Origin of the sequence: Alloyangia mangrovi (assembly GCF_002300555.2) — a bacterium.
Taxonomy (GTDB): domain Bacteria; phylum Pseudomonadota; class Alphaproteobacteria; order Rhodobacterales; family Rhodobacteraceae; genus Salipiger; species Salipiger mangrovi.
The window spans coordinates 117,998-141,045 of the sequence record NZ_NTHN02000001.1 but is presented as its reverse complement, the minus strand read 5'-3'; the positions used below and the strand labels follow the sequence as shown (position 1 = coordinate 141,045).

Sequence of the window (23,048 nt, the reverse complement as noted above, 5' to 3'; positions counted from 1 at the left end):
TCCGCCCGGAACGCAGGGCGGCGGTGGAAACGTCGCTGTGTCATTCCGAAGCCTGGCATAGGTCTCCTCCCTCGGCCAGTTGCGGTGCGGGCATATTGGTAAACTTGATAAGATGTGTCAAATGACTTTGTTTTCGAAAATTCAACGGACTTAGAAATCAAGCGTCAAATAATTGATATTGCTTGTTTTAATGTTAGATTAGCGATGTCGATTCAAGCCAACGGCTCGCGACAAACTTGACAACTTGTCTGCAAACTTGTTCTCTCGGGCCGGAATCACGCTTAAGGAGGAGCGCGGATGACACCCGAAGACATCGCTGCAGGAATGACTGGTGAGCTGCTGCCAAGGGACGGTGGCAAAGAGGCGATCCTGCCCGCGCCGACGGTGCAGAACCACGCGGCCTTCCTTGCCCGCATGCCGGATGGTGCGCTTGCCTGCGTCTGGTTCGGCGGCACGCTCGAGGGCAAGTCCGACATCTCGATCCACGGCTGCCTGCTGGACGAGGGCGCCACGCGCTGGGGGGGCTGCGGTGCGGCTGACCGATGACCCCGACCGCTCCGAACAGAACCCGGTGATCTTCGTCGCAGCGGATGGTGCAATCTGGCTCTTCAACACCGCCCAGCCCGCCGGCAACCAGGACGAGTCCCGGGTGTTCATGCGCCCCCTGCACCGCGACGGCGATCATCTCGTCTCTGGCCCGGCCCGCGACACCGGCCTTCCGCCCGGCACCTTCATCCGCGCCGCGCCGCTGCTGCGCGACGATGGCGCCTGGATGCTGCCGCTGTTCCGCTGCAACCCCCGCCCCGGCATCCGCTGGACCGGTGCCTTCGACACCGCCGCCATGGCGGTAAGCACCGACGGCGGCGCAAGCTGGGAGATCACCGAGGTACCGGACTCGCCCGGCGCCGTCCACATGAGCCCGGTGCCGCTGGACGACGGGTCACTCGCCGCCTTCTACCGCCGCCGACAGGCCGACTGGGTGCACCGCTCGGAAAGCCATGACGGCGGGCGCAGCTGGAGCGCACCCGCCGCCGTCGACGTGCCCAATAACAACAGCTCGATCGGCGCTGCGATGCTCGGCGAGGGGCGGCTGGCGCTGGTCTGCAACCCAATCTCCGCCGCGCAATCGGATGCCCGCCGCGCCTCGCTCTACGACGAGCTCGACGAGGGCGACGACCGCCCCGAGACCGAGGAAGGCTGCAACCCGATCTGGGGCGTCGAGCGCGCACCGCTGACGCTCTGCCTGTCGCGCGACGGCGGACGCAGCTTCCCGGTCCGCCACGTGATCGAGGACAGCCCCGGCACCTGCCTGTCGAATAACTCGTTAGATGGGCACAACAAGGAGCTGTCCTATCCCGTCCTACTGCCCCGACCCGACGGCGGGCTCGACATTGCCTACACGCTTTACCGGCGCGCCATCCGTCACGTCCGCCTCGACGCCGCCGCCCTGGCCGCGCTCGGCGCTTAGGCCCTGTTCCCGCACGAAGGAGACCCGCAATGTTCGGCATGGACCGCCCCATCACCCTGCACCAGCCGCCACGGCTCGAAATCGGCACCGGCGCAGCGCGTACGCTCGGCACCTGGGCCGAGGGGGCCGCGCGCCCCTTGGTCATCGCCAGCGGCCCGACGCAGCAATATGTCGAGCGCCTCGGCCTGAGCGGCGACGTCCGTGTGATCGACAACGTCCCGCCCGAGCCCGACATTCCCGCGTTCGAAGCGGTGCTCGAGGTGGCCCGCGCGCATGGTCCCGACCTCGTGGTCGGCCTGGGCGGCGGCTCGGTGCTCGACGTGGCCAAGCTGACCGCCGCGCTCTGGGACAGCCCGCAGGCTCTGGCGGAGGTGGCCGGGCCGAACAGGGTCTCCGGACGCCGCACCAGACTCGCCCAGGTGGCCACCACCGCCGGTACAGGCTCGGAGGCCGGCATCCGCGCGCTGCTGACCGATCCCGAGACGAAGTCCAAGGTGGCGGTTGAGAGCCCCTACCTGCTGGCCGATATCGCCATTCTTGACCCCGAGCTAACCTACTCCGTACCGCCCGCGGTCACCGCAGCGACCGGGATCGACGCCATGGCGCATTGCGTCGAGGCCTTCACCAACATCCGCGCCCACGACCTGATCGACGCCTACGCACGGCTCGGCATCTCTCTGGTCGGCAGGTTCCTTCGACGCGCGGTCGAGAACGGCGCCGATTCCGAGGCGCGGGCGGGGATGATGCTGGCCAGCTACTACGGCGGCCTCTGCCTCGGGCCGGTGAACACCGCCGCAGGCCATGCGCTGGCCTATCCGCTCGGCACCCGCCTGTCGCTGCCGCACGGGCTGGCGAATGCGATCATCTTCCCGCATGTTCTGGCCTTCAACCAGCCGGTGCGCCCAGAAAAGACCGCCGAGGTCTCGGCCGCACTCGGACTGGCCGGGGCGGGCAGCCCCGAGGGTCTGCTGATGGCGGCGCATGGGTTCTGCGCCGATCTGGGCGTGGAGATGCGCCTCTCGGCGCATGGCGCTGAAGCGCCCGCGCTGGAAGGCTGGGCTGGCGAGGCGCATGCCATCCGGCGGCTCATGGACAACAACCCGCGCGACATGAGCGTGGAGGATATTCACGACATCTACCGCGCGGCCCTCTGAGGCCGCGCGAGAGCGGCGGCATCGGCCTTGGCCGCGATGATCGGCGATCGCCAAACGCCGGAACAGGCCCCCAGGTCGACAGGGCGCACCGCCTCTGAATCAAAGAGCCCACCGGAGCAACTCTCCAGCGGGCTCAGAAAATCAGGCTGTCTATCGGCGTCAGGCCAAGGTGGCCTTTTCATGCCGGTCGCGGTGCATGGAAACCGCCTCGAGCAGCAGCTCCGGATCCTCTCCGGCGGGACAAATTTTCTGGGCAATGTCGAAATCGGACACGCCCTGCTGCAGCAGTCGCTCGATGGCGGTGGTCTGTTCGCGGCTGAAAATACCCATGTGAATGTTCTCCCTTTTTCGTTGCCCGGACATGGCAAGCCCAGCAGGGCGAGACATGTCGTCCACTGGCAAGCGCTGGATGTTCGGGTGTCCACCGGATTTTCCGGCGGAGACCCCTCCTAGCACAAAACGAGAACCCCGCAAAGGGCTTTGTCCGGCATTTCCGAAGCGCGCGTCATGCCGGGCCGCCATCTTGAACTTTGCGCCGCGTGTCGTATATATTGCGACATGTGACGCGATGGAGGGTCATGACATGGAAGCCACTCATTTCGACAGCGACATCGGCCGCGCCGTCCACCTCCTCGGGGGCGAGAAGACCATGGAGGCCAAGGTCAACAGCGCGCTCGACGCGCATGAGGTCCTGATGAAGGGGCTGCCGGCGGGCGCGCTCCTGCATCTCGTCTCCTCGGTCGGGTTCCTTGATCAGGGCCCGGCCCTATACAATGCGGTCGGGATTTCCGTGCGGACCCTGCAGCGGATGAAGGCCAAGGGCGCGGATGAGTTGCTCAGCCGCGAACAGAGCAGTCGTGCCTGGCGCTTCGCCGAGATCTTCGGCAAGGCGATCGAGGTCCTTGGCTCCGAAGCCGCCGCGGTGGACTGGATGAACAAGCCGGCGATCGGCTTGGAGCGCCGCTGCCCGATCGACCTTGTCGCAACCTCTGCCGGAGCGGAAGTGGTTGAAGAATACCTGACCCGCATGGAGTACGGGGTCTATACATGACGCCCCTGCCGCCGCCCCTCGGGACCGGAGACTTCAGATTCTGGCGCATCGACCAGAAAAAGCACTACCAGACATGGTTCACCGGCGAGGGCGCCTTCCGCGTCGGTGGCCGGTGGAATACCTCGGGAGTGCGGGCGATCTATGCGTCCCTCGACCCTGCCACCGCCTGCCTTGAGGTCGCGGTTCACAAGGGATTCGAGGCGCTGGACATCGCTCCCCACTTCCTCACCTCGGCGCGGATCGTCGCGCCGGCAAAGCTCCATGTCGTCTACCCCGACGACATCCCCAACCCGCATTGGATCAGCCCGGCGCCGCTCAGCCGCAACCAGCAGAAGTTCGGAAACGACCTGCTGGCAAGGCATGGGTGCTTCCTGATTCCCTCGGCTGTGTCCCGTTTCAGTTGGAACCTGCTCATGGACGCGGACCAGGCTGAGGGACTTTACGACGATGTCCAGCAGACCCGTTTCACGCTCGACACCAGGCTGCAGCCTCCCTCGTGAACCCCGCTTAGCAGAGGTTCTTCCCTGAGAGGTCGGGGGAACAATGCCACCACTCCGCCCAAGCTCGGCCAGCCCGGGCGCAGGTGGCATGAGCAGAGGGAGCGCCGACGCGCGCCCGGAGCTATTCGACAACCCTGAGGTAGGGACGAATGTGCTCGACAGAGTACCAAGCCGCAATCTCGCTGGTCTCGACCTTGAAGAAGGGATCGCCCGACACGATCATCGGTCCGTCCGTGACAAGTCCAATCTCCCGCGGCCGTCTCTTCTTTGGCTGCACGAGAACTCTCGTACCGGCTTGAAAACGCGGTCTTTGCATAATGGCCAAAATCTCCCGAAGCCAATCGGGATCAGACTGCGCCAGCCCGCGGGCATTGCAAGCATCCGCCAATATCATGACCGGAAACGGCAAAAACCTGCCAATTGGCCCGCGCGGCCACGACGTTACCGCGGGCTTCGCAGGTTGGCAGAGCCATTCAAATGTCTTGCGATCAGGAGGTGAGTGCGGCGGCGACCCAAGGGAGGAGGAGAAGGGTCGCCGCCAATTTCCGGGGTTCAGGGAGGAGGAGAGAACCCCGGGAAACTCGCAGACGCATCTCTGCGTCTTGAGAACATATCTACACAATGCTGCTTTGCAGCACAACGGTCAGCTTTGCAGACCTGTTTTGTGTTGCATGCATACCGCAGCTAGACATGGCCCGGCTCTTCACTGACCTGCCAAGCCGCTCCAAAGGCGCCGGAGCGCTCGTCCGGCCGCCCCTTCTCCTCGAGAGGCGACCGGATCGCTGGAGATGGCCGCTCCTCCCAAAGCGCCACCTTCTGACCGACCCACCTCCCAGCATGCCGGCCAGAATCTGGCCGGACAATCCGTCGCACTTTCCTCAGGCCGGCGCAAAGGCCTGCAACCCGCCGCGACGCAGCGTAAATTCCGGCCAAACGTGAACCAGATCGCGCATCGCCTTTAAATAGCGCTTGCGCGGTCTCGATCCTGGCGAGCCACTCGACATAACCATTACGTAAACCTGTTGACGTATTGGTTATGCATCGCTACCAAAGCTTACGGATTTCAGAAATCCGATCGTTTTTAGGGAGGAGCGATCAATGTCTGGATGCGTGAAGCATTCCGCTATTGTGGCGGCAGGAGCAGTGATTGCGCTCTTGCCATTGACGGACAAGGCGAATGCCGCCGGGTTCCAGTTACGTGAGATGAGCGCCGAAGGCGTGGGTACGGCCTTTTCCGGCGCGACCGCCAAGGCGACGGACCTGTCCACGATCTACACCAACCCCGCCGGGATGACGCATATCCCGGGCACGCAGGCCCAGATTGACCTGAACTATATCGCCCCGTCGATCCGCTTCTCGGGCGACGCGGGAGTGGCCGGTTTCAGCTATTCCGGCAACAGCGGCGGAGACGCGGGCGAGAGCACGCTCGTCCCGGCGTTCTACGGCCTCATCGACCTCACGCCCACGATCAAGGCGGGTCTTTCGCTGACCGTGCCCTTCGGCCTTGCCACCGAGTACGACGAGGACTGGAAAGGCCGCTATTTCGCCATCGAGAGCGAGATCCAGAACCTCGTCCTGACACCGAGCATCGCCTGGCAGGCAACCGACCAGCTGTCGCTGGGGGCCGGCATCCAGATCGGCCATGCCGACGCTACGCTATCGAACGCGCTTAATCTCACGACGCTCGGTCTCGGCGACGGGAAATCGGAACTGACCGGCGACGGCTACGGATACGGCTTCACGCTGGGCCTGCTCTACGACATCGCGCCGACGACGCGGGTCGGATTGAGCTATCGCTCCAAGGCGAAATACACGCTCGAGGGCACCGCCAAGATCACCGGCGTGCCGGATGCCTATGTCTCCGCGGTGCCGGCGCTTCGAAGCTCCGATGCCGAGGCCGAAGTGACCATGCCCGATGTCGTGTCCATCGGGGCCTATCATGAGATAAACCCGCAATGGGCGGTGATGGGCGACGTCTCGTGGACGAACTGGTCGACTTTCGACGAGCTGCGGGTGAAATTCGACGATGGCCGGGCCGACAGCGTCACCGAAGAAAACTGGCACGACTCCTGGTTCGTCGCCCTCGGGGCTGACTACAAGCCGCGCGAGAACCACACGATCCATTTCGGTGTCGCCTACGACCAGAGCCCGGTGCCGAACGACAATCGGACAGCCCGGATCCCCGATTCCGACCGCTACTGGGCATCGCTGGGCTACAGCTACGAGTTCGCGCCGGATCGGACGATCAACTTCGGTTACACGCATATCTTCTTCGACGACGCCGACATTGAGGAAACGACCGCCTTCGGCACCCTCAAGGGCACCTATGAAGGCCACGCCGATATCCTGAGTGCCAGCCTGACCTACAGGTTCTGATCCGCCACCGGACCCCGCGCATGGCACATGCGATGCGCGGGGCACCGGAGGGCACCTGCCACCCCAACGAAAGAGCCATGTCCGGGATCCCTGGCCATGACCAACAGCCTGCGCTCCCCGAGCGCCGGACCAGCCGTCCTGTACCCGGAGCCCTTGCTCATGAGCCCGAATGACATCGCACCCGACACTCTGATCCCGCCCCGGGATGCCACGGGTGCGTCCGAGCCCGCCGCGGGCGAGATGCCCACCCTCGCCGGAACCGTCTCCGCGCTCCTCGACAGCGCGGTGCGCCTGCACGGCGATCGCCCCGCCATGCATTTCCTCGGGCGCCGCTACAGCTATCGGGAGCTCGGCGCGCTTGTTGACCGGGCGGCTGCGGGTTTTGCGCAGCAAGGCGTCACCAAGGGTGTCCGCGTCGGGCTCTGCCTGCCCAACATGCCTGCCTTCGTCATCTGCTACTTCGCGGTGCTCAAGGCCGGCGGCACGGTGGTGAACTTCAACCCGCTCTATGCCCCCCGCGAGCTGCAGCACCAGATCGAGGACTCGGGCATTTCGCTCATGGTCACCACGGATTTGGCCGCGATCTATCCCAAGGTGGCGGCGCAGCTCGGGCGCGGCGCGCTGGAGCGGCTGGTCATCTGTCCGATGGCCGAGATGTTGCCCCCGCTCAAGGGACTGCTCTTCCCGCTTCTGAAACGCCACGAGCTTGCCCGCATTCCCACCGATGCCCGGCACATCTCTTTCCGGCAGCTGACCCGGACGCCCGGCGCCGTGACCCCGCCCGCGATCACCCCCGAGACCGACCTTGCCACCCTGCAATACACCGGCGGAACAACCGGGCTTTCCAAGGGCGCGATGCTGACCCACGCCAATATCGTCGCCAATGCCGAGCAGATCCTCCAGCGGCTGCCCGCTCCCAAAATGGGCGAGGAGCGGGTTCTGGCGGTGCTGCCGCTGTTCCATGTCTTCGGCATGACCGTGGCGATGAACCTCGCCGTGCGGATCGCCGCCGAGATCATCCTGGTGCCGCGCTTCGACATCGAGGGAACGATCAAGGTGATCGAGCGCCAGAAGCCGACGCTCTTTCCCGGCGTGCCGACGCTCTACACCGCGATCAACCACGCGCTCGAGAAGCGCCCGGCGGATCTGTCCTCGCTGCGCTGCTGCATCTCGGGAGGCGCGCCCCTGCCGGGCGAGGTCCGCCGCGGCTTCGAGGCCCTGAGCGGCTGCCGCCTCAGCGAAGGCTACGGCCTGTCCGAAAGCTCGCCGGTGGTCTGCTGCAACCCCTTCGACGGCAGCGCGCGCGACGGATCAATCGGCAAGCCGCTGGCCGGCACGCAGGTGGAGATCCGCGATCTCGCCGACCCGACCCGCCTGTGCGGACCACATGAAAAGGGCGAGCTCTGCGTGCGCGGCCCGCAGGTCATGCAGGGCTATTGGAACCGCCCTGACGAGACTCGTGCGACCTTCGTCGACGGCGCGCTGCGGACCGGGGATGTCGGCTATGTCGACGAGGACGGCTTCTATTTCATCGTCGACCGGATCAAGGACGTGATCCTCTGCAGCGGCTACAACGTCTACCCGCGGGTCATCGAAGAAGCCCTCTACCAGCACCCGGCGGTGGCCGAGGCCGCGGTGATCGGCGTGCCGGACGCCTATCGCGGCAGCGCGCCCAAGGCGTTCGTGGTGCTGAAGACCCCCCTCGAGACTCCCGAGGACGCGCTGCAGGACTTCCTCAAGGAATATCTCTCGCCCATCGAGATGCCCAAGCACATCCAGATCTGCGAGAGCCTGCCGAAGACCCCGGTCGGCAAGCTGTCGAAGAAGGCTCTTCTCGACAGCGAAGCCGCGCGCGCCGCGTCTGCCCAATCAGGGGGCGCGGCGGCATCATGATCCACGTCAGCGTCATCACGCGACCGGAAGGGTCTGTTCATCGCCCGGAGCGTGGTGGTACAAACCAACGCGGGTTGCGACCGGCGCGACCGGACAACCCTTTGTTGCGACAGGCCTCTTATGGACAAGCTTTTCTCGATCTCGGACCTATCGAAGGAGCTTGGCGTGACGCCGCGCACCATCCGCTTCTACGAGGAGCAGGGGTTGCTGCTGCCGCAAAGGGTCGGCACCAACCGGATCTACACCGCCCGGGATCGCGGTCGGCTGATCCTGATCCTGCGCGGGAAGCGTCTGGGTTTCACCCTCAAGGACATCCGGGAATACCTCGATCTCTACGATGCCGATCCGACGCAGCGCGAGCAGATCGATGCCTTGCTGGGCAAGGTCCGTCACCGCATCCAGGAACTGGACGAACAGCTCGAGACGCTGCGCGTGACGCTCGGCGAGCTGCGCGAGATCGAGCAGATGTCGCTGGACGCGCTGGAGCGCCACGAAAAGACCGCCGCCGCCACCACGGCGCGGAAGACCTGATCCCGGCCGGACCCCGCAGGGTTCCGTCTCAACACATCCCCCATGCAACTCCGGAGAGTTACCGATGACACGTGTCGTTGTCGCGGGCTACACGCGCTCGCCTTTCACCCTGGCCCACAAGGGCGCGCTGGCCAAGGTTCGGCCCGATGATCTGGCCGCCCAGGTGATCCGGGCGCTGGTCGAGCGCTCGGGGGTCGATCCCGACGCGATCGAGGACCTGCTGCTCGGCTGCGCCTTCCCCGAGGGTGAGCAGGGTCTGAACCTCGCCCGGCTGGTCGGGCTGATGAGCGGGCTGCCCAAGACGGTGGGTGCCGCCACGATCAACCGCTTCTGCGGCTCGTCGATGACCTCGGTCCATGTCGCCGCCGGATCGATCGCGATGGGGGCGGGAGACGCCTTTGTCTGCGCTGGGGTCGAGAACATGAGCCGGGTGCCGATGATGGGCTTCAACCCGATGCCGCATCCCGAGTTCGCCCGCGCCCACCCCGAGGCCTACATGGGCATGGGCGAGACGGCGGAGAACGTCGCCCGGCGCTGGCAGATCACCCGCGCCGAGCAGGAAGAATTCGCGCTGCACTCGCAGGAAAAGGCCGCGGCGGCGCTGCAGCAGGGCCGCTTCGCCGACGAGATCGTGCCGATCACCGGGCGGGGTGGCGTCGTGGACACCGACGGCTGCCTGCGCCCCGAGACGACGCTCGAGCGCCTAGCCGAACTGAAGCCCGCCTTCGATGCGCAGGGCGTTGTGACCGCGGGAACCTCCTCTCCGCTGACAGATGGCTGCGCGGCGGTGCTCATCTGCTCTGAGGGCTATGCCGAGAAGGCCGGGCTGCCGGTGCTGGCCTACGTGAAATCCGTGGCGGTGAAGGGCTGCGCGCCCGACATCATGGGGATCGGCCCGGTGGCCGCCACCCGCGCCGCGCTGGAGCGCGCCGCGATCTCGGCGGCCGATCTCGATGTGATCGAGCTCAACGAGGCCTTTGCCAGCCAGTCCATCGCCTGCATCCGCGATCTCGATCTCGATCCTTCGCGGGTCAACCTCGACGGCGGCGCCATCGCGCTCGGCCATCCGCTCGGCGCCACCGGCGCGCGCATCGTCGGCAAGGCGGCCAGCCTGCTGAAGCGCGAGGGCGGCCGCTACGCGCTGGCCACGCAGTGCATCGGCGGCGGTCAGGGCATCGCCACCGTGCTGGAGGCCGCATGATGGCCAATATCGAGAAAGTCGCCGTCATCGGTGCCGGCGTCATGGGGGCCGCGATCGCGGCCCATGTGGCCAACTCCGGGACCAAGGTGCTGCTGCTCGACATCGTGCCCGAGGGCGCGGCGAGCCGCAACGCGCTGGCCGAGGGTGCCGTGGCGCGAATGTTGAAGGCCGACCCCGCCCCCTTCATGGGTCGCAAGGCGGCGCGTCTGGTGGAGGCTGGCAACCTCGAGGATGACCTTACGCGCCTCGCCGAGGCCGACTGGATCATCGAAGCGGTGATCGAGCGGCTCGACATCAAGCAGGATCTCTACCGCAAGATCGAGGCCGCCCGGAAGCCCGGCAGCATCGTGTCGTCCAACACCTCGACGATCCCGCTTGCGACGTTGGTGGACGGCCTGCCCGAGAGCTTCGCGCAGGATTTCCTCGTCACCCATTTCTTCAACCCGCCCCGCTACATGCGGCTGATGGAGCTGGTCACCGGCGCAGCAACGCGCGCGGATGCGGCCGAGTTCATCACCGAGTTCGCGGACCGGCGGCTCGGCAAGACGGTGGTCCGGGCCAAGGACACGCCGAGCTTCATCGCCAACCGGCTCGGCATCTACTGGCTGCAAACGGCGGTGATCGAGGCGGCTGAACAGGGCATCGGCGTCGAAATGGCCGACGCGCTGATCGGAAAGCCCTTCGGCATCCCCAAGACCGGGGTCTTTGGCCTGCTCGACCTGGTCGGACTTGACCTCATGCCGCATGTGAACGCGAGCCTTGCCGCCGCGCTGCCGCCGAGTGATGCCTTCCATACCGCCAACCGCCCGCTGCCGGTCGTGCAGAGGATGATCGCCGAGGGCTACACCGGTCGCAAGGGAAAGGGCGGCTTCTACCGGCTGAACCGCGAGGGCGGGCAGAAGCTGAAGGAGGCCGTCGACCTTTCGAGCGGCCACTACGCTGTCGCCCGGAAACCACGGTCCGAGGCGATGGAGGAGGCCGGGCGCAGCCCCCGGGCGCTGATGGCGCATGACAGTGCCGAAGGCCGCTATGCCGCCGAGGTCATGTGCGCGACGCTGCGCTATGCCGCCGGGCTGGCCGGGGAAGTCGCCGACAGCATCGCCGACATCGACGAGGCGATGTGCCTTGGCTACGGCTGGAAGGATGGCCCCTTCGCGCTGATGGACAAGATCGGCCCCGACTGGCTGGCGGATCGGCTGGAGGCGGAGGGTCAGACCGTGCCGCCGATCCTCGAGCGCGCCCGTGGCCGCAGCTTCTACCGTGTCGAGGACGGGCGGCTCGAGCAGCTGGGCCTCGACGGTGCCTATCATCCGGTGACCCGCCCCGACGGCGTGCTGCTGCTTGCGGACATCAAGCGCGGCGCGAAGCCGGTGCTTAAGAACGGATCCGCCGCGGTCTGGGATATCGGCGACGGCGTTCTGTGCTTCGAGTTCACCTCCAAGATGAACGCGATGGACGACCAGATCCTGACGCTGCTGGCGAAGACGCTGAAGCTGGTGCTGGCCGAGTACAAGGCGCTGGTGATCCACAACGAAGGCACGAACTTCTCGGTCGGCGCCAACCTCGGCCTCGCGCTTTTCGCCGCCAATATCGCTGCCTGGGACCAGATCGACGGGCTCGTGGCCCTCGGCCAGCAGGTGTTCCAGGACATGCGCAGTGCCCCCTTCCCGGTGGTCGGCGCGCCCTCGGGCATGGCCCTTGGTGGCGGCTGCGAGGTGCTGCTGCATTGCGGCGCAGTGCAGGCCCATGCCGAAAGCTACATCGGCCTTGTCGAAGTGGGTGTGGGGCTCATTCCCGGCTGGGGCGGCTGCACCGAGATGTTGCACCGCTGGCAGCGGTTCGGGCGACTGCCCAAGGGCCCGATGCCGGCGCCCTCGAAGGTCTTCGAGATCCTCAGCACCGCGACGGTGGCGAAATCCGCTGCCGAGGCCAAGGAGCTGCTGTTCCTTCGGCCCGAGGATGGCATCACCATGAACCGCGCCCGGCTGCTGGCCGATGCCAAGGCCCGGGCGCTCGCCATGGTCGAGGGGTATGCGCCGCCCGAGGCGCGGGACTACACGCTGCCGGGACCGTCGGGCCTCGTGGCCATGGAGATGGCAGTGCAGCAGTTCCGCAAGCTGGGCAAGGCGACGCCATATGACGAGGTCGTCTCCGCCGCGCTGGCCGAGGTGCTGTCGGGCGGGGACACCGATCCGATCGAGACGCTCACCGACAGCCAGCTGCTGAAGCTCGAGCGGGAGCGTTTCACGACGCTGGTCCGCCGGTCCGGCACGCTCGAGCGGATCGAGTCCATGCTGATGACCGGCAAGCCGCTTCGGAACTGAACCCCGGCCCTGGGCCGCAGAGAAAGGGACATCGCGACGATGGCCAATTACACGCCTCCCCTGCGCGACATGCGCTTTGTCTACCACGAGCTGCTGGGTTGCGACGATCTGGCGGAGCTGCCCGGCTTCGAGGAGTTCACTCCCGACCTGATCGACCCGATCCTCGAAGAGGCCGGCAAGATCTGTGCCGAGGTCCTGCAGCCTATCAACCGCTCCGGCGACGAGGAGGGCTGCCGTCTCGAGAACGGCGTGGTCCGCACCCCGTCGGGTTTCCCCGAGGCCTACCGCCAGTTCCGCGAGGGCGGCTGGACGGCAATCACCTGCGACCCGGAATATGGCGGACAGGGGCTGCCCGCCGCCGCCGACGTGCTGGTGACCGAGATGATCTGCTCGGCGAACCTGTCCTTCGGCATGTACCCCGGTCTTTCGCACGGCGCCTACCTCGCGCTGCACAGCCACGGATCGGACGAGCTGAAGCAGGCCTATCTGCCGAAGCTCGTCGACGGCACTTGGTCGGGCACCATGTGCCTCACCGAGCCGCATTGCGGTACGGACCTGGGGCTTCTGCGCAGCAAGGCGCTGCCACAGGAAGACGGCAGCTACCGCATCACCGGCACCAAGATATTCATCTCGGCCGGCGAGCACGACCTGACCGAGAACATCATCCACCTCGTGCTGGCCCGGCTCCCGGATGCGCCCAAGGGCTCGCGCGGGATCAGCCTGTTTGTCGTGCCGAAGTTCCTGCCCACCGCCGAGGGCGCCCCTGGCGAGCGCAACGGCGTGATGTGCTCAAGCATCGAGCACAAGATGGGGATCAAGGCCTCCTCGACCTGCGTGATGAACTTCGACGAGGCGCAGGGCTGGCTCGTCGGAGCGCCGCACAAGGGGCTGCAGGCGATGTTCACCATGATGAACAACGAGCGCCTTGCAGTCGGCGGACAGGGGCTGGGGCTGGCCGAGGCGGCCTACCAGGGGTCGGTCGCCTATGCCCGCGAGCGCCTGCAAGGGCGGTCGCTGACCGGCACCAAGGCGCCTGACAAGCCCGCCGACCCGATCATCGTGCACCCCGACGTACGGCGGATGTTGCTCCTGCAACGGGCCGCAACCGAGGGCTGCCGGGCGATGGCGGTCTGGGTGGCCAAGGAGCTCGATAAGCAGACCCACCACCCCGAGCCCGAAGTGCGCAAGGCGTCCGAGGATTTCGTCGCGCTGATGACCCCGATCGTGAAGGCGCTCTTCACCGACCTCGGCTTCGAGAACGCCAACCTCGGGATGCAGGTGCTGGGCGGACACGGCTACATCCGCGAGCACGGCATGGAGCAATACGTCCGCGACGCGCGCATCACGCAGGTCTACGAGGGCACGAACGGCATCCAGGCGCTCGATCTCGTGGGCCGCAAGCTGGGCGCCAACGGCGGGCGCTACCTGCGGCGGTTCTTCCACCCGGTCTCGGAGTACATAGCGGCGCAGGCCGAGGTTCCCCAGATGTCGCCCTACATCGGCCCGCTCGCCAAGGCCTTCGGCCGGCTGCAGACGGCCTCGGCCACCATCGCCCAGAGGGGGCTTGCCAACCCCGACGAGGCGGGCGCCGCGGCGACGGATTACCTGCGCCTCTTCGGGCTGACTGCCTTGGGGTATCTCTGGGCGCGCATGGCCGAGACCGCCATGGCCAAGAGCCGCGAGACCGGCGATGCGGACGGCTACTATGCCGCCAAGCAGGTTACGGCGCGGTTCTTCATGGAGAAGATGTTGCCACAGACCGGCACGCTGCTGTCGCAGATCATGGCGGGCGGCCAGACCGTCATGGCGCTCGACGAGGCAGCGTTCTGAACCCGCCGCCGCCGGGGCGCGGGCCCTGGCGGCGGCACAGGACAGGAAAGGACAGGAAAGGAACGGACGAAATGGGCGATCTTGCCGGCAAGACACTCTTCATCAGCGGCGGCAGCCGCGGCATCGGGCGGGCCATCGCGCTGCGCGCCGCGCGGGACGGCGCCAACGTGGTGCTGGCGGCCAAGACCGTCACCCCGCATCCCCGCCTGCCCGGCACCATCGAGGACGCCGCGACCGAGGTCGAGGCGCAGGGTGGGCGCGCCCTGCCCCTCATGCTCGACATCCGCGACGACGCCGCGGTGGCCGAGGCGGTGCGCAAGGCCGAGGCGCATTTCGGCGGCATCGACATCGTGGTCAACAACGCCAGCGCGATCTCGCTGACGCCGACCCCCGACACCGAGATGAAGCGCTTCGACCTGATGATGCAGGTCAACACGCGCGGTACCTTCGCTGTCACCCGCGCCTGCCTGCCGGCGCTGAAGCGGGCGGCGAACCCGCATGTGCTGACGCTCTCGCCGCCGCCATCGCTCGACCCCAGATGGTACGGGCCGCATGTGGCCTACACGATCTCGAAGATGGGGATGAGCCTCTGCGTGCTCGGCTGGTCCGAGGAGTTCCGCCCGCTTGGCATCGCCGCCAACGCGCTCTGGCCCCGCACGGTGATCGACACCGCCGCGCTTGCCATGCTGGGCGGCGCGGTCCAGCCGAAGAACTGCCGGACGCCGCAAATCGTCGCCGACGCAGCCCACGCCATCCTGACCCGCCCCGCCAAGAGTTGCACCGGCAATTTTTTCATCGACGAGGACGTGCTGCGCGAAACGGGAGTCGAGGATTTCTCGCACTATGCGGTCGATCCCACCGAGCCGCTGCTGACAGACCTCTTCGTCTCCGAAAGCTGACCGCTCTTGATCCGTGTTCTAAGGGGAAAGCCCATGATGACCCGCCTCGCACGGCTCGCCAGCCTGCTGATCCTGGCAGCCGCACCCGCCCTCGCCGCCGATCCGGTCCTAGGGACCTGGCGGACCCAGCCTGGTGATGACGGCCATTTCGGCTTCGTGACCATGGCGCCCTGCGGAGGCAAGGTCTGCGGCACACTGAGCCGCGCCTTCGATGCGAGGGGCGGGGCGATCCCATCGGCGTCGGTCGGGCGGCAGATCGTCTGGGACATGCAGCCCAAGGGCGCGGGGAAATACGAGGCAGGTCGAATCTGGGCGCCCGACCGCGACAAGACGTACTCCTCCAGGATGGAGCTCACCGGAGACCGGCTTGAGGTCTATGGCTGCGTCCTGGGGTTCTGCCGCGGGCAGATCTGGACCCGCGTTCAATAGCAAGCTCGCCTGGGACCAAAGGCCTCACGGGCGCCCCACTTGCAGGGCGCCCGTGACAATGTTGCCCTATCCGGGAGGCTGGACCACGCCTGTTCAAAGACGTTGCGGGGATTTCTCACGCGCGAGGTACTGACCTTGAGCCTCCTGCGTGACGCCCTCCGACGCCGCGTAGACCGTGCGCCCGCGCAGGATGGTGCGCACCGGCCATCCGGTGATCTCCATGCCTTCGTAGGGCGTGTAATCCGCGCCATGGTGCATGTCTTCCTGACGGACCACGGCGCGGCGCTCGGGATCCCAGAGCGTGATGTCGGCATCCGCCCCGATCACCAGGGCGCCTTTCCGCGGGTACATGCCGTAGAGTTTGGCCGGGTTGCTGGAGGTCAGGGCAACGAAGCGCTCGAGACTGATCCGGCCCTTCGAGACGCCCTCGGAATAGAGGATCGGCAGCCGCGTCTCGACACCCGGGATACCGTTTGGCACCCATTTAAAGGACGTGCGGGCGCGCGGATTGTCCTTTCCCGTCCCGCCTTCGCCATCGAAGTAGAACGGGCAATGATCAGAGGAGAAGAGATCGAAGGTGCCATCCCGCAGCCCCTGCCAGATCGCCTCCTGGCTGTCGCGATCCCGCGGCGGCGGCGAGCAAACGTATTTCGCACCCTCGAAGTCCATGTTCAGGCCCTTGAGGTCCTCCTTGGTCAGCGCGATGTACTGCGGGCAGGTCTCGGCAAAGACGTTGAGCCCGCGACGCTTGGCCCATTGGATCTGCTCCATCGGATCGCGGCCCGAGACATGCACGATCACCACCGGCACGTCGACCAGTTCGGCATGGCTGATGGCGCGGTGCGTGGCCTCGCGCTCGGCGATATGGGCATGGGCCTCGGCGTGGAAATAAGGCGCGGTGCGGCCGCTCTCCTCAAGCTTGCGGGTCATGAACTTGATCGCATCGTGGCCCTCGGCGTGGACCATCACCAGCGCTCCCTCGCGCCGGGCGACGTCGAAGACCTCGAGCAGCTCGGCGTCGTTCAGGACCATGTCGTCATAGGTCATGAAGACCTTGAAGGAGGTGTAGCCCTCACGCACCAGCGCGGGCAGCTCCTGCCCGAGCACCTGGGGTGTGGGGTCGGTGATGATCATGTGGAAGGACACGTCGCACCAGCAGTTCCCCTCGGCCAGTGCGTGGTAGTCCGCGACTGCCTGGCGCAGCGACTGCCCGCGCCGCTGCAGCGCGAAGGGCAGAACGGTGGTGTTGCCGCCGGCTACCGCAGAACGCGTGCCCGAGTCGAAGTCATCGGCCATGACGGTGCCATCGCCCTGCTCCTGGGCCAGATGGACATGGGCATCGATGCCGCCCGGCAGCAGCAGCAGACCGGTGGCATCGATTTCCTCGGCGCCGTCCTCGATGCGGGCGGCGATCTGGGTGATCTTGCCGCCCGTCACGGCGAGGTCGGCGCGGAAGCGGTCCGCGGCGGTTATGATCGTGCCGCCGCGGATCACCAGATCGGGCCGCGGACCGCTCATGCCGCGCTGTCCTTCACGAGGATTTCCGGCAGCGCCGAGAGCATCCGCTCGAGCTCGGCCAGGGTGTTGTAATGCACCATGGAAACCCGCACGACGCCCTCGTCATGGTCCTCGCCAAGCAACTCCGCGAGTCGGCGCGAGTGGAAATCCCCGAAGCGGATGGCGACCTTGTGGTCGTCCATCGCACGGGCAACCGCCCCCGACCTCACGGCCTCGACCCGGAACGAGACGGTCGGCACCCGCAGGTTCCCCTCGTTCGTCGCATCACCGATCACCCGGCAGTCGTTGCGTCCGCGCAGCCAGTCGAGCAAGCGGTTGGTCAGCACCTCTTCCTGGCGGGCGATGGCCTCGAAGCCGGCCTCGAAGAGTGCCCGCCCCTCGGCCTGAGACCCGGCGCGACGGCCAAGCTCCTGAATGTAGGCAACCACCGCGGTCGTGGAATAGGCCAACTCGTAATTGGGGTTTCCCGGCTCGAGCTTCCCGGGGATCTTATCCTTGCCGTAGAAGTAGTGATAGAGCCCGTCGAGCTCGGCCAGAAGCTCGTATTTTCCGTACATGATCGCGGTATGCGGCCCGTAGCACTTGTAGAGGCTGAAGATATAGTAATCGACATCCCAGCCGGTCACATCGATCGCCCGGTGCGGCGCATAGGCGACGCCGTCGACACAGATCTTGGCGCCGCGCGCGTGGACGAACTCGGCGATCTCGGCCACCGGGTTGATCTGGCCGAGGATGTTCGAGACATGGTGCACGCAGACCAGCTTGGTGCGCGGTCCCATCAGCGGCGCGAGGTCCTCGAGCCGCAGGCGCATTGACTTCGTGTCGAAGGGCCAGACCTTGATCACCACGCCGAACTCGCGCAGCCGCTCCCAGGGGCCGATGTTGGACTCGTGGTCGGCATGGCTGACGATGATCTCGTCACCGGGCTGGAACTGGCTGCGCATGGCGGCCGCGAGGGTCTGGACCAGCGCCGTGGTCGAAGGGCCGAAGACGATCTCTTCCGGCCGCGCCGCGTTGACGAAGGTCTGCGCCGCGCGGCGCCCGTCCATCAGCGCCTCTGCCGCGAGCTGCGAGATCTCGTAGCTGCCGCCGATCTGCACGTCGCGGTGGGTAAGGAACTCGACGATTCGGTCCATGGCCCCCTGCAGCGTCTGCGAGCCGCCGGCGTTGTCGAAAAACGCCCACTCCTTGGCGAGCGCGGGAAACTGGCCGCGCACAAAGCCCATGTCGAGCTGATCTTGGTAATCTGACATCGCCTGTCCCTGTGTCTTTTTCGGTGTGTCTTGTTCAGTGGTCCAGCACGGCGTGCAGGAAGTTGCGGGTGCGCGTCTCGCGCGGGGCGGAGAAGAACGCGTCGGGCGGCGCGCTCTCGATCACTTCGCCGCCGTCCATGAAGATCACCCGGTCGGCGACCTGCCGGGCAAAGCCCATCTCGTGGGTCACCACCACCATGGTCACGCCGGTCTGGGCGAGGTCGCGCATCACGTCGAGCACCTCGCCGACCATCTCGGGATCGAGCGCAGAGGTGGGCTCGTCGAAGAGCAGCACCTGCGGCTCCATCGCCAGTGCCCGGGCGATGGCCACGCGCTGCTGCTGGCCGCCCGATAGGCCACTGGGATACTTCTCAGCCTGCGACGCCAGTCCCACCCGGGCGAGCAACTGGTCGGCCTGCGCTGCCGCCGCGGCCTTCGTCGTGCCCCGCACGCGGCGCGGTGCGAGCATGATGTTCTGGCGCACGGTGAGATGCGGGAAGAGGTTGAAGCTCTGGAAGACCATGCCGACCTCGGCACGCACCTTGGCGAGGTTGGCACCGGGCAGCACCGGCACGCCGTCGACGTGGATGGCGCTCTCGGTCGAGAAATCCTCGAGCCGGTTGATGCAGCGGATGAGGGTCGATTTCCCGGAGCCCGAGGGGCCGACCACGCAGACCACCTCGCCGCGCGCGATCTCGAGGTCGATGCCGCGCAGTGCGTGATAGTGGCCGTAGTATTTCTGCAGGTTCCGGATACTGATATATCCCGGCATCATGCTTTCCCCCGGTTGAGCCGCCGTTCCAGCCGCGAGACGAGCAAGACCAGCGGCAGCAGGAAAGCGAGGTAGATCGCTGCTGCGCCGATCAGCGGGCTCGGGTTGGCCGCAAGCGCCTGCGCCTGCGTCGCCTGCTTCAGAAGATCGGGCATCGCCACGACCGAAGCCAGCGCCGTGTCCTTGACCACGTTGATCGAATTATTGGTGAGCGGTGGGATGACCATGCGGATCGACTGCGGCAGGATCACGTCGACCATCGTCTGCCGGTGTCCCAAACCCAGCGCCGCGGCGGCTTCGAACTGCCCCTTGGGGATCGCCTCGATGCCGGAGCGGAAGATCTCGGCGGTATAGGCCCCTGAAACCATGGTCAGCGCGGTCATCGCCGAGGCGAAGGGCGAGAGCCGCACACCCACGAAGGGCAGCGCGTAGTAGACGATGATGAGCAGCACCAGCAGCGGGATCGACCGGAACACGTCGATGTAGATGCGCGTGAGGATCTGTACCGGGCGCACCGAGTAGAGCCGCATCATGCAAAGCCCGAGGCCGAGCACGAGCCCGGCGAGAATGCTTGCGGCGCCGAGCTCGAGCGTGAGCCAGAGCCCTTTGAGCAGCATCGGAAAGCTGCGCGCCAGCACCTCGAGATTGAAGAAGGTTTCGAACAAGTCCATTGCAGTCCCCTGCAGGGACCCGGACGCTCGCGCGCCCGGGTCGCGCGCGTTTACTCGGCGGCCGGCATGTCGAGCACGGTCACCGTCGAGGTCCCGGCCTCGGGCGCCGCGCCGAACCACTTCTCATGAAGCTCCGCCAGCGTGCCGTCCTCTTTCAGGCCGGTGAGAATGCCGTCGACCTCGGTGGCAAGCTCGGCGTCCTTGGCGAACATGAAGGAATACTTCTCGCCCGTGGCGATGCGCTGCACGACCTTCAGCGCCGGCTTGTCCTTCACGTAGTACTGAAGCGCCGGGATATCCGAGATGTAGCCATCGATCCGGCCCGCGGTCAGATCGAGCATCGCTGGCTGCAGGCCCTCGTAGCGGCGGATATCGGCAAAGCCGTATTCCGCAGCATGCTCGGTCGCCCACATGTCGCCGGTCGAGCCGGTGTCGACGCCGACAACCTTGTCCTTCATCTCGTCCAGCGACGCGGGGCCTTCGGCGGTCACCGTCAGAGACTGGTCGCTGTCGTAGTAGGGCTGGGCGAAGCTCACCGACTTCAGACGCTCGCCGGTGATGGTGATCGACGACATCGCCATGTCGATGCGGCCGGACTGCACCGCCGAGAACAGCCCGTTGAAGGGGATGTTGACGATTTCCAGCTCGCGGCCGAGCTGCGCGGCCACGGCGGTCGCAAGGTCAACCTCGAAGCCAACGAAGGCGCCGGTCTCGTCCTGGAATTCCCACGGTACATTGCCGATGTTCGCGCCGACCTCGAGCGCTTCCTGCGCCTGCGCAACGCCAGCAAGGCCTGCGGCGACGATCCATGTCGGAACGATGAGTGTCCTGAGCATTATTATTCTCCCTGTTGTTATGCCGCCCGAAGCTCGCTTCGAACAAACTGGTCTGACCAGTCATACCGGTAGGATCACGCTGGCAAGATATTTGCAAGTGTGCAATCAGTAAATTCGGTGCCGCGGGAAGCCTGGCGCCACGGGATGCTCAAATTGAGGACGGAGCGATGGACGAGGATTATGGAAAGCTGCCGGTCACCGAGGTCGTGACGCGCCGGATCCAGGAGATGATCCGCAGCGGCGAATTCCCGCCCGACGCCAAGCTTCCTTCGCAGCGGGTCCTGTCGGAGCGGCTTGGGGTGTCCCGCGCCTCGCTGCGCGAAGCGCTGCTGACGCTCGAGACGCTCGGGCTCATTCGCACCCTGCCCGCCCGCGGCACTTTCGTCAGCGGCGAGCGGACGCAGGCCCCGAAGGCAGGGCAGAACTGGCGCCACGAGGCCCGCTATTCGATCACCGAGGTCTTCGAGACACGGCTCGTCATCGAATGCGAGATGTGCCGCCTTGCGGCCCCCGCGATGACCGAAGCGCGGCTGGACGAGCTTGCCGAAGCCGCGCGCACCTTCGAGATGGCCTGGCGCAACGGCGATCTTCTGGCGCATGTCGAGGCCGACCTCGCCTTTCACTCGCTGATCGCCGATGCCTGCCCGAACAGCATGCTACGGATGTTCTACCGGTCGATCCACGACGTGCTGACCGAAAGCCAGCGCGTCCCCATCCCCAACACGGAAGTCTCGCGCATGGAGGCCTCGATCTCCGAGCACCACGCCATCCTCGCCGCCCTGAAATCGGGCGACGGTGTCGCGGCCGCCTCGGAGATGCGCGCGCATATCAGCAATACGGCGTCGATCGCCGGGGCAAAACGCGTGCCATGACCTGCTGCCCGCGCCCGAGAGCCGCGCCCGGGCAGCTCATCCCGCGGGCGCCGGATCGGCCTAGTGCGTCAACCTCTTAAGGAAGCGCTGCAGCCGCTCGTCCTTGGGTGCGCCGAAGATCTGCTCGGGGGCGCCCTCCTCGACGATCTTGCCGCCGTGCATGAAGATCACCCGGTCGGCGATCTCGCGGGCGAACTGCATCTCGTGGGTGACGATGAGCATGGTCTGATGCCGCGCCGCAACCCGGCGCATGAGGTCGAGCACTTCGCCCACCCACTCGGGATCGAGCGCCGAGGTCGGCTCGTCGAAGAGCATCAGCTCGGCGCCGATGGCCATGGCCCGGCCGATCCCGACGCGCTGCTGCTGCCCGCCCGAGAGGCTCGCCGGGTAGCTGTCCGCCTTGTCGGCAAGCCCGGTCTCGGCCAGCACCTCGAGCGCGCGCGCTTCGGCCTCGGCCTTGGGGCGGCCCTGCACGGTGACCAGCGCCTCCATGATGTTCTCCTTGGCCGTCTTGTTGGCGAAGAGCGCGTAGTTCTGGAACACGAAGGCGGAGCGGCGGCGCAGGGCGAGGATTTCGGCCCTGGTCGCACGGGCGGCGTCGAGCGTCACCTCGCCGATGGTGATCCGCCCCGCATCGGGATGGTCGAGGAAGTTGAGGCAGCGCAGCAGCGTCGACTTGCCGGTCCCCGAGGGGCCGATGATCACCACGCGCTCGCCCGGCGCGATGTCGAGGTCGATGCCGTCGAGCACCGCCGTGCCGTTGAAACTCTTCGTGAGGCCGCGGATGGAAATCATCGTGCATATGCCTTGTTCAGGTAGGTTTCGAGCCGCTTCTGACCCTGACTCAGCAGCTCGACCATGGCCCAGTAGATCAGCGCCACGACAAGGAAGGCCTCGAAGTAGAGGAAGCTGCCCGCCGCCTCCTTCTGCGCCGCGCCCATCATCTCGGTGACGCCGAGCGTGAAGGCCAGCGAGGTGCCCTTGATCATGTCGATGAAGTAGTTGACCAGCGTCGGCGCCGCGACCCGCGCGGCTTGCGGCAGGATGATCCGCCGCATCATCTGCAGCTGGGTCATGCCGATGGATTGCGCCGCCTCCCACTGGCTGCGGTCGACGCCGAGGATCGCCGCGCGGATGGTTTCGGCCATGTAAGCCGAGAAGTGCAGCGTCAGGCCCATGATCGCGGCGGTGACCCCGTCGATGCTGGTCAAGACGCTCAGCACCTGCGGCAGGCCGTAGTAGAAGAGAAAGAGCTGCACAAGGAGCGGAGTTCCCCGGAAGAAACTGATGAAGAGCACCACCGCCCAGTCGAGCCACGGAAGGCGAAACACCCGCTCGACCGCCAGCAGCGAGGCGAGGATGAGCGCAAGCACCATCCCCGCCGCCGCCATGCCCAGGGTCAGCGGCACATAGCCGAGAATTACGGGGACCAGCCCCAGCATGTAGTCGAGGTCCAGTCCCCGCATGGGA

General features: G+C 66.3%; 22 protein-coding genes. 14 read left to right on the top strand and 8 right to left on the bottom strand.

The annotated features are described in order from the left end of the window. Positions 1 to 297 precede the first annotated feature (297 nt). From CLG85_RS00680 to CLG85_RS00670, 3 genes are read left to right on the top strand one after another with little or no spacing between them, the layout of a single operon-like run. Positions 298 to 546: a hypothetical protein gene (locus tag CLG85_RS00680; RefSeq protein ID WP_260348197.1), complete on the top strand. Its 249-nt coding sequence runs from the start codon at positions 298 to 300 to the stop codon at positions 544 to 546. Further along, on the top strand, positions 530 to 1,468 hold the full coding sequence (locus CLG85_RS00675) for a sialidase family protein (RefSeq protein ID WP_260348196.1): 939 nt from the start codon (positions 530 to 532) through the stop codon (positions 1,466 to 1,468). Before CLG85_RS00680 ends, CLG85_RS00675 begins: the two co-directional genes overlap by 17 nt. Before the next feature lie 29 nt (positions 1,469 to 1,497). Then, positions 1,498 to 2,622, top strand: a complete 1,125-nt coding sequence (locus tag CLG85_RS00670; protein WP_260348195.1) for an iron-containing alcohol dehydrogenase — start codon at positions 1,498 to 1,500, stop codon at positions 2,620 to 2,622. Between the two features lie 159 nt (positions 2,623 to 2,781). Here the strand turns inward: CLG85_RS00670 and CLG85_RS00665 are convergent, their stop codons facing one another. Then, positions 2,782 to 2,952, bottom strand: a complete 171-nt coding sequence (locus CLG85_RS00665) for a hypothetical protein (RefSeq protein WP_176476506.1) — start codon at positions 2,950 to 2,952, stop codon at positions 2,782 to 2,784. Between the two features lie 253 nt (positions 2,953 to 3,205). On the opposite strand from CLG85_RS00665, the gene CLG85_RS00660 reads away from it, so the two are divergent. The 10 genes from CLG85_RS00660 (at position 3,206) to CLG85_RS00615 (ending at position 15,656) form a co-directional block, all read left to right on the top strand. Then, positions 3,206 to 3,673, top strand: a complete 468-nt coding sequence (locus CLG85_RS00660) for an Xre family toxin-antitoxin system antitoxin (protein ID WP_095881308.1) — start codon at positions 3,206 to 3,208, stop codon at positions 3,671 to 3,673. Then, positions 3,670 to 4,173, top strand: a complete 504-nt coding sequence (locus tag CLG85_RS00655; protein ID WP_095881307.1) for an RES family NAD+ phosphorylase — start codon at positions 3,670 to 3,672, stop codon at positions 4,171 to 4,173. Before CLG85_RS00660 ends, CLG85_RS00655 begins: the two co-directional genes overlap by 4 nt. 1,155 nt (positions 4,174 to 5,328) lie before the next feature. Continuing rightward, positions 5,329 to 6,549, top strand: a complete 1,221-nt coding sequence (locus CLG85_RS00650; protein WP_217989715.1) for an OmpP1/FadL family transporter — start codon at positions 5,329 to 5,331, stop codon at positions 6,547 to 6,549. A 159-nt stretch (positions 6,550 to 6,708) separates the two neighbouring features. Next, entirely contained in the window at positions 6,709 to 8,442 is a 1,734-nt protein-coding gene (locus CLG85_RS00645; RefSeq protein WP_217989714.1) for a long-chain-fatty-acid--CoA ligase, read from the top strand. A 120-nt stretch (positions 8,443 to 8,562) separates the two neighbouring features. Continuing rightward, positions 8,563 to 8,973: a MerR family transcriptional regulator gene (locus CLG85_RS00640; RefSeq protein ID WP_095881305.1), complete on the top strand. Its 411-nt coding sequence runs from the start codon at positions 8,563 to 8,565 to the stop codon at positions 8,971 to 8,973. A gap of 64 nt (positions 8,974 to 9,037) precedes the next feature. Continuing rightward, the gene (locus tag CLG85_RS00635; RefSeq protein ID WP_095881304.1) at positions 9,038 to 10,174 is read left to right on the top strand and encodes a thiolase family protein; all 1,137 of its coding nucleotides are present in this window, start codon (positions 9,038 to 9,040) and stop codon (positions 10,172 to 10,174) included. Then, positions 10,171 to 12,498 carry a 3-hydroxyacyl-CoA dehydrogenase/enoyl-CoA hydratase family protein gene (locus tag CLG85_RS00630; protein WP_217989713.1) on the top strand — a complete coding sequence of 776 codons (2,328 nt, stop codon included), beginning with the start codon at positions 10,171 to 10,173 and terminating at the stop codon, positions 12,496 to 12,498. The genes CLG85_RS00635 and CLG85_RS00630 overlap by 4 nt, the downstream gene beginning before the upstream one ends. 39 nt (positions 12,499 to 12,537) lie before the next feature. After that, entirely contained in the window at positions 12,538 to 14,328 is a 1,791-nt protein-coding gene (locus CLG85_RS00625) for an acyl-CoA dehydrogenase C-terminal domain-containing protein (RefSeq protein WP_095881303.1), read from the top strand. Between the two features lie 71 nt (positions 14,329 to 14,399). After that, positions 14,400 to 15,227, top strand: coding sequence for an SDR family oxidoreductase (locus tag CLG85_RS00620; RefSeq protein ID WP_260348186.1), 828 nt, complete (start codon positions 14,400 to 14,402; stop codon positions 15,225 to 15,227). Between the two features lie 33 nt (positions 15,228 to 15,260). Beyond that, a complete protein-coding gene (locus tag CLG85_RS00615) occupies positions 15,261 to 15,656 on the top strand; it encodes a DUF2147 domain-containing protein (RefSeq protein WP_375796885.1) in 396 nt (131 codons plus the stop codon). Between the two features lie 93 nt (positions 15,657 to 15,749). Here the strand turns inward: CLG85_RS00615 and hydA are convergent, their stop codons facing one another. Genes hydA through CLG85_RS00590 form a run of 5 tightly spaced genes read right to left on the bottom strand, consistent with a single transcriptional unit; the run spans position 15,750 to position 20,706 of the window. Then, entirely contained in the window at positions 15,750 to 17,174 is a 1,425-nt protein-coding gene (gene hydA, locus CLG85_RS00610; protein WP_095880825.1) for a dihydropyrimidinase, read from the bottom strand. Continuing rightward, positions 17,171 to 18,427, bottom strand: coding sequence for a cysteine desulfurase-like protein (locus CLG85_RS00605; protein ID WP_235865294.1), 1,257 nt, complete (start codon positions 18,425 to 18,427; stop codon positions 17,171 to 17,173). The genes hydA and CLG85_RS00605 overlap by 4 nt, the downstream gene beginning before the upstream one ends. A gap of 34 nt (positions 18,428 to 18,461) precedes the next feature. Further along, positions 18,462 to 19,199, bottom strand: coding sequence for an amino acid ABC transporter ATP-binding protein (locus CLG85_RS00600; protein WP_095880824.1), 738 nt, complete (start codon positions 19,197 to 19,199; stop codon positions 18,462 to 18,464). Then, positions 19,199 to 19,870, bottom strand: coding sequence for an amino acid ABC transporter permease (locus CLG85_RS00595; RefSeq protein ID WP_095880823.1), 672 nt, complete (start codon positions 19,868 to 19,870; stop codon positions 19,199 to 19,201). Before CLG85_RS00595 ends, CLG85_RS00600 begins: the two co-directional genes overlap by 1 nt. Positions 19,871 to 19,920: 50 nt before the next feature. After that, entirely contained in the window at positions 19,921 to 20,706 is a 786-nt protein-coding gene (locus CLG85_RS00590; RefSeq protein ID WP_095880822.1) for an ABC transporter substrate-binding protein, read from the bottom strand. A gap of 167 nt (positions 20,707 to 20,873) precedes the next feature. Between CLG85_RS00590 and CLG85_RS00585 the strand changes: the two genes are divergently transcribed. Continuing rightward, complete coding sequence (locus CLG85_RS00585) at positions 20,874 to 21,578, top strand: FadR/GntR family transcriptional regulator (protein ID WP_095880821.1); 705 nt, start codon at positions 20,874 to 20,876, stop codon at positions 21,576 to 21,578. Positions 21,579 to 21,638: 60 nt separating this feature from the next. Here the strand turns inward: CLG85_RS00585 and CLG85_RS00580 are convergent, their stop codons facing one another. Then, entirely contained in the window at positions 21,639 to 22,373 is a 735-nt protein-coding gene (locus CLG85_RS00580) for an amino acid ABC transporter ATP-binding protein (RefSeq protein ID WP_095880820.1), read from the bottom strand. Then, positions 22,370 to 23,044, bottom strand: a complete 675-nt coding sequence (locus CLG85_RS00575; protein WP_095880819.1) for an amino acid ABC transporter permease — start codon at positions 23,042 to 23,044, stop codon at positions 22,370 to 22,372. The genes CLG85_RS00580 and CLG85_RS00575 overlap by 4 nt, the downstream gene beginning before the upstream one ends. Between the last annotated feature and the right edge of the window lie 4 nt (positions 23,045 to 23,048).